16 protein-coding genes and 2 pseudogenes are annotated in these 16,135 nt (G+C 58.6%); 1 reads left to right on the top strand and 17 read right to left on the bottom strand.

The genetic code is table 11. The annotated features are described in order from the left end of the window. Positions 1-61: 61 nt before the first annotated feature. A pseudogene (locus PCE31106_RS23635) lies at positions 62-667 on the top strand (transposase); the annotation flags it as partial. A gap of 375 nt (positions 668-1,042) precedes the next feature. Here PCE31106_RS23635 and PCE31106_RS23630 read toward each other — a convergent pair. The 17 genes and pseudogenes from PCE31106_RS23630 to PCE31106_RS24440 all read right to left on the bottom strand — a co-directional run. Beyond that, positions 1,043-2,038: a tripartite tricarboxylate transporter substrate-binding protein gene (locus PCE31106_RS23630; RefSeq protein ID WP_026437511.1), complete on the bottom strand. Its 996-nt coding sequence runs from the start codon at positions 2,036-2,038 to the stop codon at positions 1,043-1,045. 16 nt (positions 2,039-2,054) lie between these two features. Beyond that, positions 2,055-3,047 carry a Bug family tripartite tricarboxylate transporter substrate binding protein gene (locus PCE31106_RS23625; RefSeq protein WP_034303884.1) on the bottom strand — a complete coding sequence of 331 codons (993 nt, stop codon included), beginning with the start codon at positions 3,045-3,047 and terminating at the stop codon, positions 2,055-2,057. A 95-nt stretch (positions 3,048-3,142) separates the two neighbouring features. Continuing rightward, the gene (gene maiA / locus PCE31106_RS23620) at positions 3,143-3,781 is read right to left on the bottom strand and encodes a maleylacetoacetate isomerase (RefSeq protein WP_026437509.1); all 639 of its coding nucleotides are present in this window, start codon (positions 3,779-3,781) and stop codon (positions 3,143-3,145) included. 11 nt (positions 3,782-3,792) lie between these two features. Next, on the bottom strand, positions 3,793-4,494 hold the full coding sequence (locus PCE31106_RS23615; protein ID WP_026437508.1) for a fumarylacetoacetate hydrolase family protein: 702 nt from the start codon (positions 4,492-4,494) through the stop codon (positions 3,793-3,795). Between the two features lie 33 nt (positions 4,495-4,527). Next, complete coding sequence (locus tag PCE31106_RS23610; RefSeq protein ID WP_228771123.1) at positions 4,528-5,568, bottom strand: cupin domain-containing protein; 1,041 nt, start codon at positions 5,566-5,568, stop codon at positions 4,528-4,530. 230 nt (positions 5,569-5,798) lie between these two features. Further along, entirely contained in the window at positions 5,799-6,404 is a 606-nt protein-coding gene (gene gstA, locus PCE31106_RS23605; RefSeq protein ID WP_026437506.1) for a glutathione transferase GstA, read from the bottom strand. A gap of 58 nt (positions 6,405-6,462) precedes the next feature. Next, positions 6,463-7,116: a 2-hydroxychromene-2-carboxylate isomerase gene (locus PCE31106_RS23600; protein WP_217998759.1), complete on the bottom strand. Its 654-nt coding sequence runs from the start codon at positions 7,114-7,116 to the stop codon at positions 6,463-6,465. Between the two features lie 129 nt (positions 7,117-7,245). Beyond that, a complete protein-coding gene (locus PCE31106_RS23595; protein ID WP_150564861.1) occupies positions 7,246-8,283 on the bottom strand; it encodes a dihydrodipicolinate synthase family protein in 1,038 nt (345 codons plus the stop codon). 287 nt (positions 8,284-8,570) lie between these two features. Beyond that, positions 8,571-9,479, bottom strand: a complete 909-nt coding sequence (gene nahC, locus PCE31106_RS23585; protein WP_150564860.1) for a 1,2-dihydroxynaphthalene dioxygenase — start codon at positions 9,477-9,479, stop codon at positions 8,571-8,573. Between the two features lie 25 nt (positions 9,480-9,504). Continuing rightward, the gene (locus PCE31106_RS23580) at positions 9,505-10,956 is read right to left on the bottom strand and encodes an aldehyde dehydrogenase (protein WP_150564859.1); all 1,452 of its coding nucleotides are present in this window, start codon (positions 10,954-10,956) and stop codon (positions 9,505-9,507) included. A gap of 48 nt (positions 10,957-11,004) precedes the next feature. Beyond that, positions 11,005-11,784 (bottom strand): 1,2-dihydroxy-1,2-dihydronaphthalene dehydrogenase NagB, encoded by a 780-nt coding sequence (gene nagB, locus PCE31106_RS23575; RefSeq protein ID WP_150564863.1) that lies wholly within the window; start codon positions 11,782-11,784, stop codon positions 11,005-11,007. Between the two features lie 63 nt (positions 11,785-11,847). Continuing rightward, on the bottom strand, positions 11,848-12,432 hold the full coding sequence (nagAd, locus tag PCE31106_RS23570; protein ID WP_034359008.1) for a naphthalene 1,2-dioxygenase system small oxygenase NagAd: 585 nt from the start codon (positions 12,430-12,432) through the stop codon (positions 11,848-11,850). Positions 12,433-12,446: 14 nt separating this feature from the next. Then, on the bottom strand, positions 12,447-13,790 hold the full coding sequence (gene nagAc / locus PCE31106_RS23565; protein ID WP_150564858.1) for a naphthalene 1,2-dioxygenase system large oxygenase NagAc: 1,344 nt from the start codon (positions 13,788-13,790) through the stop codon (positions 12,447-12,449). 88 nt (positions 13,791-13,878) lie between these two features. Next, the gene (gene nagAb, locus PCE31106_RS23560; protein WP_034303853.1) at positions 13,879-14,193 is read right to left on the bottom strand and encodes a naphthalene 1,2-dioxygenase/salicylate 5-hydroxylase systems ferredoxin NagAb; all 315 of its coding nucleotides are present in this window, start codon (positions 14,191-14,193) and stop codon (positions 13,879-13,881) included. A gap of 11 nt (positions 14,194-14,204) precedes the next feature. After that, positions 14,205-14,690 (bottom strand): dalicylate 5-hydroxylase small oxygenase NagH, encoded by a 486-nt coding sequence (nagH, locus tag PCE31106_RS23555; RefSeq protein ID WP_034303854.1) that lies wholly within the window; start codon positions 14,688-14,690, stop codon positions 14,205-14,207. Positions 14,691-14,692: 2 nt separating this feature from the next. Then, the gene (gene nagG, locus PCE31106_RS23550; RefSeq protein ID WP_150564857.1) at positions 14,693-15,955 is read right to left on the bottom strand and encodes a salicylate 5-hydroxylase large oxygenase NagG; all 1,263 of its coding nucleotides are present in this window, start codon (positions 15,953-15,955) and stop codon (positions 14,693-14,695) included. A gap of 49 nt (positions 15,956-16,004) precedes the next feature. Beyond that, positions 16,005-16,135: pseudogene (locus PCE31106_RS24440) on the bottom strand (naphthalene 1,2-dioxygenase); the annotation flags it as partial.

Below are 16,135 nucleotides of genomic sequence, written 5' to 3'. Positions count from 1 at the left end.
CGGTCTACCCAGACCACCCCCGCGCCAGTGCTAGCTTTGCGTACCGTCACTTATTGCACTGAAAACGAGGAGACCCCTGTATGCGCTGCACGCGCCCGAGGCAGAGTGCATCGCCAAGGGCAAAGCCAGAACGCCCTACGAGTTCGGCGTGAAAGTGTCCATCGCAGTGACGGCCAAAGAGGGCCTGGTGGTGGGCATGCGCTCCATGCCCGGCAACCCGTATGACGGCCACACGGTGGACAGCCAGCTCGAGCTGGTCGAGATCCTCACCGGCCACACACCCAAGATCGCGCTGGCCGACCGTGGCTACCGCGGTGTCGAGCCCGCGTGTTGGGCGCGACTGCTGATCAGTCATACGCGCAAGTTGCCCAAGCGGCTGAAGAAGCTGCTCAAGCGGCGTCAGGTGGTCGAGCCCATGATCGGACACATGAAGGCCGACGGCCTACTGGGCAAGAACTGGCTCAAGGGCGCGGGTGGCGACGCGCTGCACGCTCTGCTGTGCGGCGCCGGGCACAACTTGCGGATGATCCTGCGGCACCTGCGGGTGCTTTATTGCGCCTTGCTCGGACTGATCGCCATGACCGCCACGCTGGCCTTGCCGGCACCCACGTCAACATCGCCGCTCACCGCCTTGACTTCGCGCCGCTCCGCGCTGGCTCGCGGCTAAAACGAGTTGTTCAGGGCCGACTGGGTAGGAGTGGTCGGCAACGGGGCAAGTTAGCGATCGCGGTCGAGTGCCATCAAAGAATTGACCGACCTCTACCCGTGCTGGCCTGCACGCCCACAGTGTCTTCCATCATCCAGGGTGACCCGCCAGGGTCATGACAGTTAGCCCGATTCAACTGCGCCAGGTGCCCAGAAGGTCGGCAATTTCAACGAGCGCTGGGAAGCCCAGGTCCTGACGGACAAGCGTGCGGCGGTGCTCGATGCGTGCAAGCACTGCGGCAATGTCGAGTTCGCCCGTTTGGGGCCCGCTGGAGGAGCAGATCGAAGCACTGCGTGCCGCGAAAGTGGGCGGATGAAACGAGAGGTTAATGGCATCTCAAGACTCGGCGGTGAAGCCCACGCGTCTGACAACTTCCCACCACTTTTCATGTTGTTTTCGCAGGCTGGACGCCATGGCCTGCGGCGTTAAGCTGTGTGCTACCAAGCCCAGGGAGGCAAGAGCCTCCGCAACCGCCTTGCGATTGACGGCTTCGGCAACCATTTGATGAAGGCGTGAAACGGTTTGGGGCGAAACGCCTGATGGAGCAAAAAAGCCGAGCCACTGATCGCCAGCGGGGTAGTCTGCACCGAACTTTTGCTCTGCAAATGTGGGAGTGTCGGGCGTGAAGGGTGTTCGCTGCGGCCCAGAGGTTGCGATGATGCGCAATTTCCCCGCCTTTTGGAAAGACAAGAACGTCCCCGTAGGCGCAGCCATGCATGCAATCTGCCCACCGATCAGATCGGTAACTCCAGGCGCGGCGCCACGATAAGCCACGTGCCTGAGATAGACGCCAGCCTCCTTGGCTACCAGCGCCCCCAAGAGATGCAATGGTGTACCGGTACCGGGAGATCCGAAACTTGCGTGTTCAGGGTGCTCCTTGGCCCAGGCCAGGAAATCCCGGAGCCCACGCACGGAAGGCGGTACCAAGGGACCCAGCGCAAGGGCGTCAGTCGTAGTGGCTACGGTGGCTACGGGAGCCAGATCCGCGAACGGATCGTAGTCCAACTTGCTGTAGACGAAAGGGTACAAGGACAGCACGGCGTCTGGTGTGAACAACAAGGTGCTGCCATCGTCGACGGCTGCCTTGACGGCGGACACAGCTATCCGCCCACCCGCTCCGACACGGTTGTCAACGATCACGTTAACCCCGGGTTCCGTCACCGCCAATCCTTCTGCCACCCGGCGTGCAACCGCATCGACGACTCCTCCGGGTGGGAAGCCGTTGATGATCTTGAGTAATTTTGGTACCGGTTGGGCTTTGACGCTTCTTACAGTGCCGAGCGATAAGGTGGCAAATCCCGCGGCTTTCATCCACTCACGGCGTTTGATCATGGTGCCCCCCCTCTGCTCAAGACTGCGCGGTAAAACCAATTTTCTCAGCGACTGCTTGCCAGCGTTTGATGTCGTTTTTCAATCGATCGGACAAGCCTTCAGGCGAACTCCAACCAGCCTCCATGCCCATCATGGCGTAGGCCTTGACCAGTTCCGGGTTTGCAACAGCCGACTTCATGGCAGCGCTGGCTTGCTGGACCGCTTGCGCGGGCGTGCCTGCGGGCATGAATACCCCGAACCACTCGGTCATCTCACTCAAGGCGATGTGGAGCTCCTTGAAGGTCGGGACGTTGGTCAGGAAACGAGAGCGGTTGGCGCCAGTCACGCCCAGCACCCGGATCTTGCCGGTCTTCATGTGAGGGAGGAACTCACCCAAGGGCGCGGCCACCGCCGGGATGTGCCCCCCCAACAGGTCCACAATCGCAGGCTGGGAACCGCGGAAGCCTGTCTGCACCATTTTCACGCCCAAAAGCCGCCCGAGCAGCTCGCCCAAGAAATGCGGTCCAGAGCCGGTGGCACCATGGCCAAACGTGGCAGAATCAGGGTTACTCTTGATCCAGGCCAAGTAGTCGTTGAGGCTACCAACCGATTCCGGGACAGCGGGCCCGATCGCAAACCCAACCTCGCTTGTCGAAACCATACCGACCGGCACAAAGTCCTTGACCGGGTCATATCCCAGATCTTTGTACGTGTGAGGGTATAGCGTCATCATGGATGCAGGCGTCAGCAGAAGTGTCGCGCCGTTTGGTGCCGCGGCCTTAACATGCTGGATCGCAATTCGACCACCCGCCCCCGTGCGGTTGTCGACGAGCACACTGGAAGCATAGGCACCGCGCATTCCCTCAGACAACCGGCGGGCAGCCATATCGGTCGCTCCGCCTGCGGCGAGTCCAATCACGATCGTGGCCACGCCAGGGCCGGATTGCGCCAAGCTCATGCCCGGAAGGCCCCCGATTCCAAGGGAGCCCAAAGTGCTCAGGGCTGCTCGTCGGGTCAGAATATGTTTCATAATCTTTCCCCTTACATTTTCACTATTGCTCATTGATACTTGTCACTGGGCAGGGCTACGAACTGTTTATTAGGGCGAAGGCGGCGTATTTTTCGTCAAGCCGAATCAGGTTGAGCAGCTGGCGCGGCGCGCCGAAATGCGTCCAACTCGCCGCAGGCCGCGTCCACTGCGCGGATCAGGGGGTAGGGCGTCAGGTCCACCTGGAAGCGGCGGGCGCTTTCCACCTGCGGCACCAGGTAGCAGTCGGCCAGCGTGGGTGTGTCGCCAAAGCTGTAGCGGCCGCGCTTCGGGTCGACCGCCAGCAGTGCTTCGTAGGCATCGAAACCGGCGCTGATCCAGGTGCCACACCAGGCGTTGATGGCGGCCTCGTCGGCGCCGAACGTCTTGCGCAGGTACTCCAGAATGCGGCGGTTGTTGATGGGGTGGATGTCGCAGCCCACGATGGCGGCCAGCGCGCGCACCCGTTGGCGGCCGTCGGCGTCGGCCGGCAGCAGCGCGGGCGTGGGGTACTGTTCCTCCAGCCATTCGATGATGGCCGGCGACTGGATCAGCACTTGCGCGCCCGTGTCCAGCGCGGGCACCAACTGCTGTGGGTTCAGCGCCTTGAAGGCGTCCTTTAGGTGCTCTTCCTTGCCCAGGTGCACGGCCAGGTACTCGTAGGGCACGCCCTTGAGGTTGAGCGCGATGCGCAGCCGGTGTGACGTGCCGCTGCGCCAGAAGTTGTACAGCTTCATCGCGTGCAGGCTCACTCGGCCGGGCCGACGGTCAGGCTGATCTCGGCAATGCCTTCCACACGGCCGATGATCTTGTCACCCGCCACCACGGCGCCCACGCCTTCGGGCGTGCCGGTGTAAATCAGGTCGCCGGGTTGCAAGTGGTAGTAGGTGGAGAGGTCGGCAATGATCTCGCGGACGTTCCAGATCAGCTTGTCCACGTTGGACGACTGTTTGGTCTGGCCGTTGACTTCCAGGGCGATCGCGCCCTGCTCCACCACCACGCCTTGCATCGGCACGATCTCGGAGCAGACCGAGCCTTCCTCGATGTCCTTGCCGGTGTCCCAGGGGCGGCCCTTGTCGCGTGCCACCAGTTGCAGGTCGCGCCGGGTCATGTCCAGGCCGGCGGCGTAGCCGTAAATCAACTCGTGCGCCTGGTCTTCGCTGACGCGGAAGCCGGGCTTGCCGATCGCCAGCACCAGCTCCATCTCGTAGTGGTAGTTGCTGGTGCGCGGCGGGTAGGCCACGGTCGCACCACTTTCCACCAGGGTTTGTGGCGATTTGGTGAAGTAGAACGCTTGTTCGACGCTTTTGTCGACCGGACGGCCCATTTCCACCGCGTGGGCGTGGTAGTTGCGGCCGACGCAGAAGATGCGGTTGATGGGGAAGCGCTCGGTCTTGCCACGAACGGGCAGAGACTGGACGGGAGGCGGGTTCCAGAGGTAGTTGCTCACTTGCTTTCCTGTTGTGTGGTGCTTCGCGGCGGCTCAGCCGCGGTTTTCAAAGACGCCCAGCTTGCGGTGCAGGGGCGATTCGTCGGCCATGAAGATGAAGGACGGCTGGTCGGCTGAGAGGTTTTTCAGCGTCACCTCGGTGTAGCCGGGGGCGCAGCAGGTATCGGCTTCCCTCAGGGCGAAGGTGGACTCGGCGATGCGCGCCTCGCTGCGGCCTTCGATCTGGTGGAACACCACGGCGGGCGAACGCACGGGCAGGCGCAGGGTCTGGCCGGGCTTGAGCATCAGGGCGTAGAAGCCCAGGATGTTCTCGGCGTCGTCACCCGTTTCGGGGTTGACGTAGGTGACCTGCACGCATTCCTGCTCAGGCTGGTCGGCCGCCAGCGACAGCAGGGCGGCACGGGTGTCGGCCCAAGGGTAGCGCAAGAGAGGATAGCGCTTGTCGCTGCGCTGGAACACGGGGGTTGGCACCACGCCCGCACGGGTCCAGGCGCAGTCGCCCCGGCCGGGGTCGACCTGCTGGCGCTCGCCGTCGATGTGGTAGCTGGCCTCCATGTAGTACACCAGCGGCAGGTCCAGCACATCGAGCCACACCACGGGCTCGTTGCCGTCGTGGCCGTGCTCGTGCCACAGGCCGGTGGGCGTGAGGATGAGGTCACCCCGGCTCATGGGGCACTTCTCGCCATCCACGGTGGTGTAGGCGCCCTCGCCCTCCACGATCATGCGCACCGCGTTGGGGGTGTGGCGGTGGCTGGGCGCCCACTCGCCGGGCAGCAGCAACTGCATGCCCAGGTATATGGCGGCGCTGGCTTGCATCTTCTCCAGGCCGTGGCCGGGGTTGGCCAGCACCAGCACGCGGCGCTCGGCCTTCTCAATGGGGGTCAGCTCACCGGCCTTGAGCAGCAGCGGCTTGAGCGTCTGGTAGGACCAGTAAGTCGGCTGCGTCTGGCGGGTCGGGACATTGGGCGGCAGCACCGCGCGTAGGCTGGGCCATAGCGGCACCAGGTTAAGTTGTTTGAGTTCGTCTCGGTAGTCCTGCGGCAGGTCTTCCAGTCGGCCAAGTTCGTGACTCATGGTGATACGCTCCTCTTCATCAAGCATGTGGATAGGGGAAGCCGATATCCCTCACGCTTCGATCAGACCAAAGCAAGTATCGGCAATTTCTGAATCCGACCGCAGTCGGAAAAAGGGGCTCGTAATCTGTGTGCATCGAAATTTGATCGAGGCCGCTGCCCACGGCTGCCCCGCGGCATGGCTGGCCGCTCATGGAGGCTGGCCATGCTTTATTTATTTCTCTAAAAAAATCAGATCAAACCTTCAGCCGACAATGTGGCCCGGACTGCTGGACGTTCAGCCACGCGGTTGAGGTAGCCTTGCAGGCCGGGCCAAGGCGAAAGGTCCACATTCACGTAAGCCCCCCAGCCAAGCACAGTAAACAAGTAGGCGTCCACCACGGAAAAGTCGTTCCCCATGGCCCAAACCTTGTCACCGAGCATCTGCTCGGTATGGGCAAGACGGCTTTCCAATTGGGCCTTGATGACTGGCTTGGCATCCTGTGGAAACACCGGGCTGAACAGCGCTCCGAAGCTTTTATGCAATTCGGTGGAGATGAAATTCAGCCATTCCATCAGTCGGTAACGCTCCAGCGAGCCAGCTGCCGGTGCCAGGCATTTTTCTGGCACACGGTCAGCGAGGTATTGAACGATGGCCGGCCCTTCGGTGAGCACCTGCCCATCATCCATTTGCAAAGCGGGGACACTGCCCACGGGATTGACGGTCTTGTAATCAACACCAGTCTCAGTCACCTTGGTGCCGAGATCAACCTTTTCTAGCTGAAAGTCAAATCCACCTTCACGAAGGATGATGTGAGGCGACAATGAACATGCGCCGGGGCTGTAATAAAGCTTCATGAGACTCCTTAAAATCAAGGCGTGGTTGAAAAATCAGAAAAATCGATGCACTGAGAATTTATGGTTGCGTTTCCTTTTGCAACCTGCTCTCAAGCATGAAAAGGCGGTCATTTCCCCACCACATTTGATCATCCCAAAACACGGTGGGAACCCCGAAAACCTTTCGGTCAATGGCCGCCTGCGTCTCTTCGTCGTATGCCTTGGCGGCATTTTCGCTGTTCAAAAAATCTTCAAATTCACCGAGATCCCAGTTTAGCTTGTCGCATACCTCAGCCAGCAAGCTATCAGCATCCAGTGCCCACCCTTTCCCCCAAGCCGAATCGAAAACAAGGCGAACATATTCAGCGGCTCGCTCCCTGGCTGCCGGGTAATACAGTCCGGCATTCACCCGGCGGCTGTTGAAGTTAGGGGGGAAAACCAACGGAATCCTATAGAGATCGGCCCATCGCTGCAAATCCACCTTTAAGTAGTCAAGCTTGACCTTGAGATCCCGATTGGACGGCCCGATGTTGCCAATGGCCGTCTTTGCTCGCGCCAAATCAATGGCGTGATACTGGATGGGGAATCCATAACGCCCCGCTAGCACCGACAAACGGTGGTTTGCCAGGTACGAAAAGGGGCTCAAAAAATCGAAATAAAAATCAACCATCATGCTCAGGCTCTCCCAAAAAAAGACGGCAGAAATGTGGAGCTGCTTCAGGGCAAGCGCCACATCCCGCGCTCTTGGCGCTTTTACGGCGTACTCGCATATTTGATACTCGCCGATTCCTCCAATCCAGAGGACGCCCAGATCAGCCAGCTTTGCTGATCGGAGATATCTGACTCAGGACCTGGCCTCGCCTCACTTCTTTTTCGAGCCGGTTGCCGTTTTGGTTTTCTTCAATTCCTCGGCGTACTTGGTATGCAGTGCGGCCCAGGCGTTGCCTGATTTTCGAGCACCTGCAAGGTATTCATCTGGTACCAGCGTATAGGGTGGCCGGCACGGCCCCGCTTTGAGCCAACCCGCCTCGTCCATTCGTGCTTTTTCGAGACCAATGTTGTATTTCGAGAATTCCGAGAAATCGCCGCGTGGAAACAGTGTGGCGTCGGCAGCGCGCATGTCATCTGAAATGGCCTTGGCCTTGGTCCAGTCACCGGTCGTCTTGGCCTGTGTCACCGCATCACGAAGCATGAGGGCAGTCGCTGGACCGCACATGGAGCCGCTGGACCAGAAGGCGGTCATGCGCTCAGGATTGATTCGGGCCGCAGCGTAATAGTCATCCTCATGCGGAAGGAAGCGAATATTTGGAGCCAATTTCAGATCCAAGTCCAGCATTCCGATGCCCAAGTACTTGGCTGTAACAACTTGCGGGATTTTGGACATTTCGGCCCAAAACGGGCGAGGAAAATCAAATTTGAAAGCCTCCGGGTTGGCATAAACAGCGATGGCAGCATCTGGCACCGCTTCCGCCACATCGCGATAAAACTGCACGGCGGTGGGCAGATCCATCTTCACCCACATCGGCACGCCGAGCATGGTTCCTTGGGCACCAATGTCCATCACTTCGCGGGTCTGGCGTATAACTTCACGGGTATTCAAGGCTGTTGTGCCGCAGAAGTAGGGCACTCGACCACGGGCGGTTTCGACGACCGTTGAAACAAAATCCCGCTTCTCCTCCCACGTCAGCGTCGCGCATTCGCCAAAGGTGCCGTGGCTCAGAATGCCATTGACGCCGGCCGCAATCAACTCCTCGACAATCCGGGCCGTCTCGTCGAGATCAACCGTGTGCGTGCTGCGCCAGTCCGAGGCATCCGGCGTGGACGGGGTCGGCATAATGACCCATGCGCCTTGAATATCCGCGGCAGTCAGACGCACCGCTTTGTTCGTCTTTCTTGTCATTCAAATTTCCTTTGAAAATGGTGATGCAAACAGAATTTGTGGAGAAATCGTCAAGAGTGGTGTATGCGGGTCGGTGGCATGATCAGGCGGCCAGCGCTTGAGGAACCGGTGCGCTTTCAATCACCGGGAGTCCGTCTTCAAAGGGAATCCTCGGCATATGCGGTGCTGAGCATCAGCATCCCAAGTCCTGCGAGGGAAATGGCTTCTTTGATCATCATTGTCTCCTTTTGTTTATATGGAACTGAATGGGGAAAACAGATGCGATCGATTTCGCATCTGTTGCATGGCTAGCTCAGTTTGCCGTCCAATCCATAACCGGTGGCCTCGATGGCGTGGCCGAAAATGTCGCCGACGTAATATTCCGATTCAGCAATGGCGGGCGCGCCTCGCCACCCAGGTTCGATCAGCCAGCCGGAAGGTGTTGCCCCGTAGAACGTCAGCGCCTTATCGTTGGAATGGATGCCCAATTGCAAGGCTATGTCAATCTTTTCCTTCGTGAAAAGCTGGTGTGTGCAACCCAAATCTTCGATATGAGTGTATTCAATCATCAGATGATTGAGGCGCTTGGCTGCAGGCATTGAACCGAAAGCGATGGAATGATCGCGAGCATTGCAATGCATGAACGTCAACTCAGCCGTCATGCCGTTGGGCAAAGGAAGGCGGTACTCGACATCTCCACGGAAGCCCAGCAGGCTGTAGAACTTGCGCGCCGCTTCCACGTCGCTCTGACGCACTATGCAGTGGCCCAGGCCTTGGTCAGCAGTCAAGAACTTGCCGTGCAAGGGGCGACCGGGGTGGAAAGGGTTGTTCAGGTCTATCCGGGGTCCCCAGAAAATCTCGGTCGGGTTGCCCCCCGGATCTTCTGTCTTCATCAGGCCCAGCACCATCCGTTCTTGTGCTTCGGCTTTGTCGCACACGCGGACTTTGTAGCCTGCGTCCACGAGCTTTTGACCCAATGCCTCGAATTCCGGTTGACCGGCGACACGCCAACCCAAGTATTCAAGGTCATCTTGACCATTGTGATGGACCACGATTCTGTGGTGCCAATTGTCCATTCGCAGATAGAAGCGGTCCTTGTCACCTTCATCGAGGACTTGAAGCCCCAGCATGTTCGCGGCAAAGGATTTCCACGCTGCGGGATCCTTGACCGAAATGCCCATGTATCCTAGTTCAATGACTGCTGCTTGCTTGCTCATGGTTTAACTCCTTTGTTGCTTCGGCTTAGAAGGGATACTGCTGTTCGAACGGTTCAATGGTTAGCCATTTGAGCTCCGTGAACTCGTCGATCACCGCGCGTCCATCGAAGCGGCCATAACCGGTGGCCTTTGTGCCGCCATAAGGCGCCTGCGCCTCGTTCTGCACGGTAGACCCGTTGATATGGACCGAGCCGTATTCGATCGCCATGCCCACGCGCAGAGCCCGGTTCACGTCCCGGCCAAACACGCCCGATGACAGGCCGTAGGCGCTGTCATTGGCAATGCGGATGGCGTCTGCTTCGCCCTTGCAACGGATAACCACGGTGATGGGACCGAAGGTTTCCTCATCGTAGATCTGCATGTCGGCTGTCACGTGGTCCAGGATCGTGGCGGGCATGACCGCACCCTCGGCCATACCACCGCACACGACCTTGGCACCCTTGTCGATGGCATCTTTCAACAGGCCATTGATCCGGTCCCCCGAGTTGGACGACACCATCGGACCAATGACGCAGTCCCCGGTCACGCACGGATCGCCTGCACTCAACTTCTTGGTTTTCTCGACGAACTTCGCGACAAATTCGTCCGCGATCTTCTCGTCGACCACCAGGCGTTCGGTGGACATGCAGATCTGGCCTTGGAACAGGAAGCTGCCGAACACCGCTGCCTTGACCGCCGCGTCGATGTCAGCGTCGTCCAGAACGATCAGCGGGGACTTGCCGCCCAACTCCAGCAAGCAACGCTTGAGATGCTGGGCCGATTTCTGGGCGATGATGCGCCCCACGCGAGTGGAGCCCGTGAAGTTGATGCGACGAATCTCTTTAGACGAAATCAGCGCATCTGCAATATCGGGCGACCGGTCCGGGGAGGAGTTCAGATAATTGAGCACGCCAGCAGGCAGGCCGGCCTCCTGCAGGCACTTGGTGATCAAAGCGTGCGTGCCGGGGCTGAACTCGGAGCCTTTGAACACAACGGTATTGCCGCAGACCAGCGGATAAGCGATGGCCCGCGCCGCGAGCACGGCGGTGCCGTTCCAGGGAGCGATGCTCAAGATGGGGCCAACCGGCTGACGCAGCGTCATCGACAGGGTGTCAGGCTTGTCCGTCGGAATGGTTTCGCCTTGAATTTGGGTGGCTAGTGAGGCGGCTTCCCGGAATACATTGGCCGACAGGTGCACGTTGAACCCCGCCCACAGCGCGGAGGCTCCCACTTCCTTGGCCATCACTTCGATGAACTCGGGCGTTTTGCTCTCCATGACGTCTGCCACCTTCAAAAGAAGGCGCCGCCGCTCCGAAGGCCCAACGGCCTTCCAAGATTTGAACGCCTCTTGAGCGGCTCGAGCCGCATTGACCGCATCGTCCACCGTGGCGTTCGCGCATTCGGTCACGACCTCGCCACTGACAGGGTGCTTGCGATCAAATGACTTTTTGTCACTCGAAGCGCTCCAGGTGTTGTTGATAAACAATTTCGTCTTCATGGGTTGTCTCCTGGGAATGGGGTTGAAAAATCTAATTTGATTGAAAATTCATTTTCGGCCGAGCGCCATGCCGCCATCAATGCCGATTACGGTGCCAGTGATGAACTTCCCTTGTTCCCGGGAGGCCAGCAAAAGATACGGTGCCACCACGTCCTCGGGCCTTGCTGCGAACCCCAAGGGGGTCAGGCCCTTGATCATGTCATCGATGCCGGGCATGTCTTTCATTTTGGTTTTGTCGAAACCGGCGCTTGCCGGCCCCGCCAAAGAAGTGACCGTACCACCTGGCGCAACGCCATTGACCCGGATGTGCGGGGCCAATTCGTAGGCCAACGCCTTGACCATGCCCAGCACTGCATGCTTGCTGGCAATGTAGCAAGAGCCGCCGCCGCCGGCCGCATAGGAAGAAACGGAAGCCGTCACTACGACCGATCCGTTCGTTTTTTTGAGTTCCGGCAAGGCCGCGCTGATGCCGCTGAAATAGCTTTTGACGTTGATATCAAATATCTCCTCGAAACTGCCGGATAATTTCTCCCATGGCTCGTCGACGCCCAGCATGTAATCCCATATCCCGGCATTTCCGATGAAGCAGTCGAGGTGTCCGAACCTGGCGACCGCCTTGTTGACCAGCTTTTCATTGGTGGCGTGATCACGAACATCGCCCGCTACGATCTCAATGGCATCTTTGAATTCACTGCGAAGGCCCGCCTCTTGTTCCTCGTTGCGAACAAGTGCGGACACGCAATAGCCAGCTGCTTTGAAGGATCGAACCAGTTCCAGCCCGATGCCTGAACCGGCGCCAGTAATGGCAATAACTTGCTGTATGTTCATGGCAATAAATTTCTGTTTAAAACAATCAAGGATGACCGCCATCAAGGCAGGCATCCCCAGGGTTCACAGGAAGGTCAACAGATTGTGGGTCTGGAGAATGCGCTCCGGGTAGTCCACAAGACGTTCCACCAGTTGGATACCACCACCTTCGATGCGTTTCCATTTGTCTTCACGCGTTGCATAGAAGACGTCAACTTGGTTTCCTCGTCTGGCGCGATGGAGAATGAGGTTGGACCGCACATGCAGCATTTCCGGTGCGCTCTTGTCCTTGGCCGCCGTGACATTGGTGACGAAGCGGGTGAAGCGGATCTTCGGGCTGTTGGCCCAGTTCTGAGGATCCATCTGGTGTTCAACTCGAACTTTCAGCTGTTGATAGTTCTCGTTGTAGATATTCACCGCATCATTCAGTTGGTATCGACGCTCGGAAGTGGAGCGAAGTTCTCGCGAGATCACTTGGTATTTGATCTCGGGGGCAACGCAGTGTTCAAGCCAGGCTTTGTAGGCCTGAATGTCCAGCAGGTGCGCTTCGCGGGTCAGGAGCGTGTTGACTTCTTGCAGTAGTGCATCATCTTGTACGATGAAGAAACGGTGAAATTCTTCGGCGTCGTGCGCGGAGACCAGCTTGTCTTCCTGGGTATTGATCATCATGATTGGCTCCTGGATTAGCGATCAGTCGTCTTGGTGAGTTCGGTGTGCCAATTTCGGGAGGTGTTTTCGAACTCGGCCCAATTGGAGCTGCTGATGTGAGCCTGGTAGGCACGGTAGAATCCGCGATAGCTGGTTTCGCCGATTGCCGATTTGCCAACGACGCCCGGATAGCATTCGTCGCCGTAGACGTCCTTGCCGAAACCCAAATTGGCAATCAGATCACTGTTGCTGGATTGGTATTTCTTGGCATTTTGCGACTCCGTCTCCATGTTGTCGTTGTCGTCGCTTTCCCAGAATCCTGCTGGTCCGAAAGTGCGCTGAACCGCGTCAGCCAAGCGACGCTTTAAGTCCTCAGGCATGTCTTTTTCTACGATGGCATACGTCCAAACCTCGGTGGTGTTTTCATCGATCGGGTTCCAGACCTTGAAGACACCGGAGCAGGTCAAAATGCTGTTGTTCGGGAAAACCGTGCAGTTCAAATGGCTGCGGTAAATCCGCGCCCGGACATCGCCGATTTCTTTGGCGAGCTTTTCCTGTTTTGCGCCGCCGAATGCCATCATTTCGGGAACCAGATCAGCACTATGGACACCGGAGTAGGCGTCCCATAATACGCCCATTCCACTGCCATACTTGCTGGTCATTTGCAAGCCCGCGCCTTCGGGTGGAAGCATCGCGTTGCCCGCAAGAGGTGTAAATATCGACTGACCTGAGCGCAAAGACGCTGCGTGCGTCCAACCAACGTGGTACGCGTCACCCACAAAGTTTTCCGCAGGAGCCTTCCAGTTCGCCTTGATCACCACTTTGCCGGGGGGGCCTACAAGTTCCAGGCCACCAGAGTGCTTGAAGATCGGTTCCAGGTACCAGGCTGCATCACCCAGATACTCGACAAGCGGGGGGGCATCTGCATCAAAACAGCCGTAGATAAAGCCATGAAAGCTTTCGATGCGGGGGACTTCTTTCAAGCCCAGGCATTTCTTTTTGATCGAATCTCCGTACAGATCTTTTTCAAAAGGAACGCTCTGCAGTTCGCCGTTGGAGCCGAAGCCCCAGCCGTGGTAACTGCACACAAAGCCTTTCGCATTTCCGGCTTCAGCGTGAACTAGTGTCTTGCCCCGGTGACGGCAAACATTCAAAAAGGCTCGCACCGAGCCATCGTTCTGGCGGGAGACGATGACTTCATCGACACCCATTTTGGCTGTGACATAGTCGCCGGGGGAGGGAATCAGACTGTCATGGGTCAGAAAAAGCCAGTTCCGCGCGAAGATGGTCTTCATCTCGTGCTGGAAAAGTTCTTTGTCGCCATGAATCAGGTGCTTTTGCGTCAGCCCTGCTTCACTCACTAAGTTTTGGTAACTCATAATTGCTTGTCTCCTCTTGTTTGAAAACGGGTAGTGATTGGGTTGGGTGGGGTGATTTCCGGATTTGGCTTTCCTCCTGCAAAGAGTTTTAGTCCAGCTTGAGCATCACGCGCATGTTTTCGATTTTTACGGGGTAGGTTTTGATGTCCTGTGTCAGGGGTGTGCACAAGGCTTTACCCGTGCAAACATCGAATCGGCCTTGATGCAAAGGACATTCAATTTCCCGGCCTTCGAGAAAGCCATCGCTCATGCGGGCGGCGCCGTGAGTGCAGGTGTTGTCGGTGGCGTAGATCTCGCCCGCCACCTCGTAGAGGGCAATCTCCTTGCCGACGATATTGATGCCGATCACGTCGCCCTCGGGCACCTCGTCGCGGGCGGCGGCGTCGATCCAGTTCTCGCTCATTGGATTCGTTCTCAGATAGGGTAGATGATGGAGTTGGGAATCATTTCGCTGTCGTACACGCACAGGCGCGACTTCAGCTTGAGGCCCTCGGGTGTTCGCACGATCACGTCTCGGTAATAGCCGGCGTTGAAAACCGTGGAATCGCCGTCGTACTTGGTGCGAATCACGGCATAGCTGGCTTCGGCGGTGATGCGCTCGCCATCCGCGTCACGCTCCACCGACAGCACGCGCGGCGTGCCTACGATGTGGCGCTGGTAGTAGGGATCGTGGTACATGGTTTCCTTGACACCGTACACTCGGTCACGGATCATGGCCTTGCTCTCCAGCGCCAGCAGACACAGCGGCAAGTCCTGCTCGAAGTTTTCGCGCGGTTGCAGGCGGTAGGTGCCGGTCTCAATGAAAAAATCAGGCCACTTCTCCCAATCGGCGGAGTCGCAGACCATGGCGTAGTCGCTGTACAGGTTCAGCAGTTCGAAGTACGTCTTGAAGTCGATCATGTTCACTCTCCCATCACCTTGCGCCAGTAGTCGTACATGCCGCGGATCAGCGTCTCGGTGACCATGTGGTCCGTGTCTCCGATCTCGTGACCGCCCATCTCGATCACGGTGCGGTGCGACGGGTTCTGCTCGAAGCCTTCCTGCGACCACTCGATCACCTCGCCGTCGTCGGCCGAGACGAAGCCTGCCGGGCCGAACAGGTTGGCCTGGATCAGGCGGCGCTGGGTCCACTCCTCGTTGTCGTCCTCGAAGCCGAAGTGGGTCCAGACGAAGTCGAAGGAGCCGTGGCCGTTGGGCTGGATGTGGCGCGTCGATACGCTGTTGACCTGCTGCTGGATGATCACACTGGGGAAGATCGTGGTCATCACGGCGGTCGGGCCGCCCCACCAGGGCTCGGGCACGATGTCCAGCAGACGCGGGTCGTTCACCTTCATCTGCTCCTTGAAGCTGTCCACGCCGGACACGACCTCCTCGTTCTTGCCGCCCTGACCGCGCGTGGAGATCATCGCGGCGTGGCGGAATTTGGCGTCCATCTTCAGTTCCGACTTGTTGTCGGCGCGCCAGAGCCCGAAGGTCGAGAACCAGGTGTGCAGCAGGCCCGGGTGGTAGGGGTCCTTGATGTTCTCCTGCATCAGCTTCCAGTTGCCCGGGATGCGCTGGCGGCGGTAGCCCAGGATCTTGAGCTTGCGGCCATTGAAGACGCGATCGAAGTAGTGCAGGATGGTTGGGCCCAGGAAGTCCTCGAAAGGCTCGACATCGTGGTCGAAAGAGGCAAACACTGCACCGCCTCGGGCGGCCACCTTGAGCTTGGTCAGGCCGTGTTCTTCGAGTTTGAAGTCCTTGGGCATGCCGCCGTTGACCTTGCCGTCCTGCTTGACGCCACGGCGGAAGGGCACGCCCTGCAGGTCACCCTTGAGGCTGTAGTTCCACTGGTGGTAGGGGCAGAAGAAGTCCTTGGCGTTGCCGTGGCGCTCGCGGCAAAAGCGCATGCCACGGTGGGCGCAAACGTTCTCCACCACGTTGATGCCGCCGTCCGGATCACGCACCATGATGACCGAGCGTTCACCGATCACCGTTCGCTTGAAGTCGCCCGGATTGGGAATCTCGGCTTCCAGGCCTACGTAGCACCAGTGGTTTGCATAGAACAGGCGCTCCAATTCGCGCTTGTACAGGTCTTCGCGGGTGTAGGCCCAGAAGGGAACGCGGCTGCTGCCGTCGCCCGGCCACTTCGGATCTTGGGGAAACACGGGTTGGGGTTCATTCATGGCATGGTTTCCTTGGATTACTTAAATTGGGCTCGCATGGCGCCTTCGCTCAGACACCGCTGGGATAGAACGCATCGGCATGGATGTGCCCGGGTGCTATGCCCAGGCGAGCAACGAGCAGGTTCAGGGCCTCTACCATGGCCGGAGCGCCACACAGGTAGGCGCGCCATCCCGCCAAGT

It is taken from the genome of Pandoraea cepalis (genome assembly GCF_902459665.1).
Classification (GTDB): Bacteria; Pseudomonadota; Gammaproteobacteria; order Burkholderiales; family Burkholderiaceae; genus Pandoraea; species Pandoraea cepalis.
This window is presented reverse-complemented; position numbering and strand designations above follow the sequence as displayed.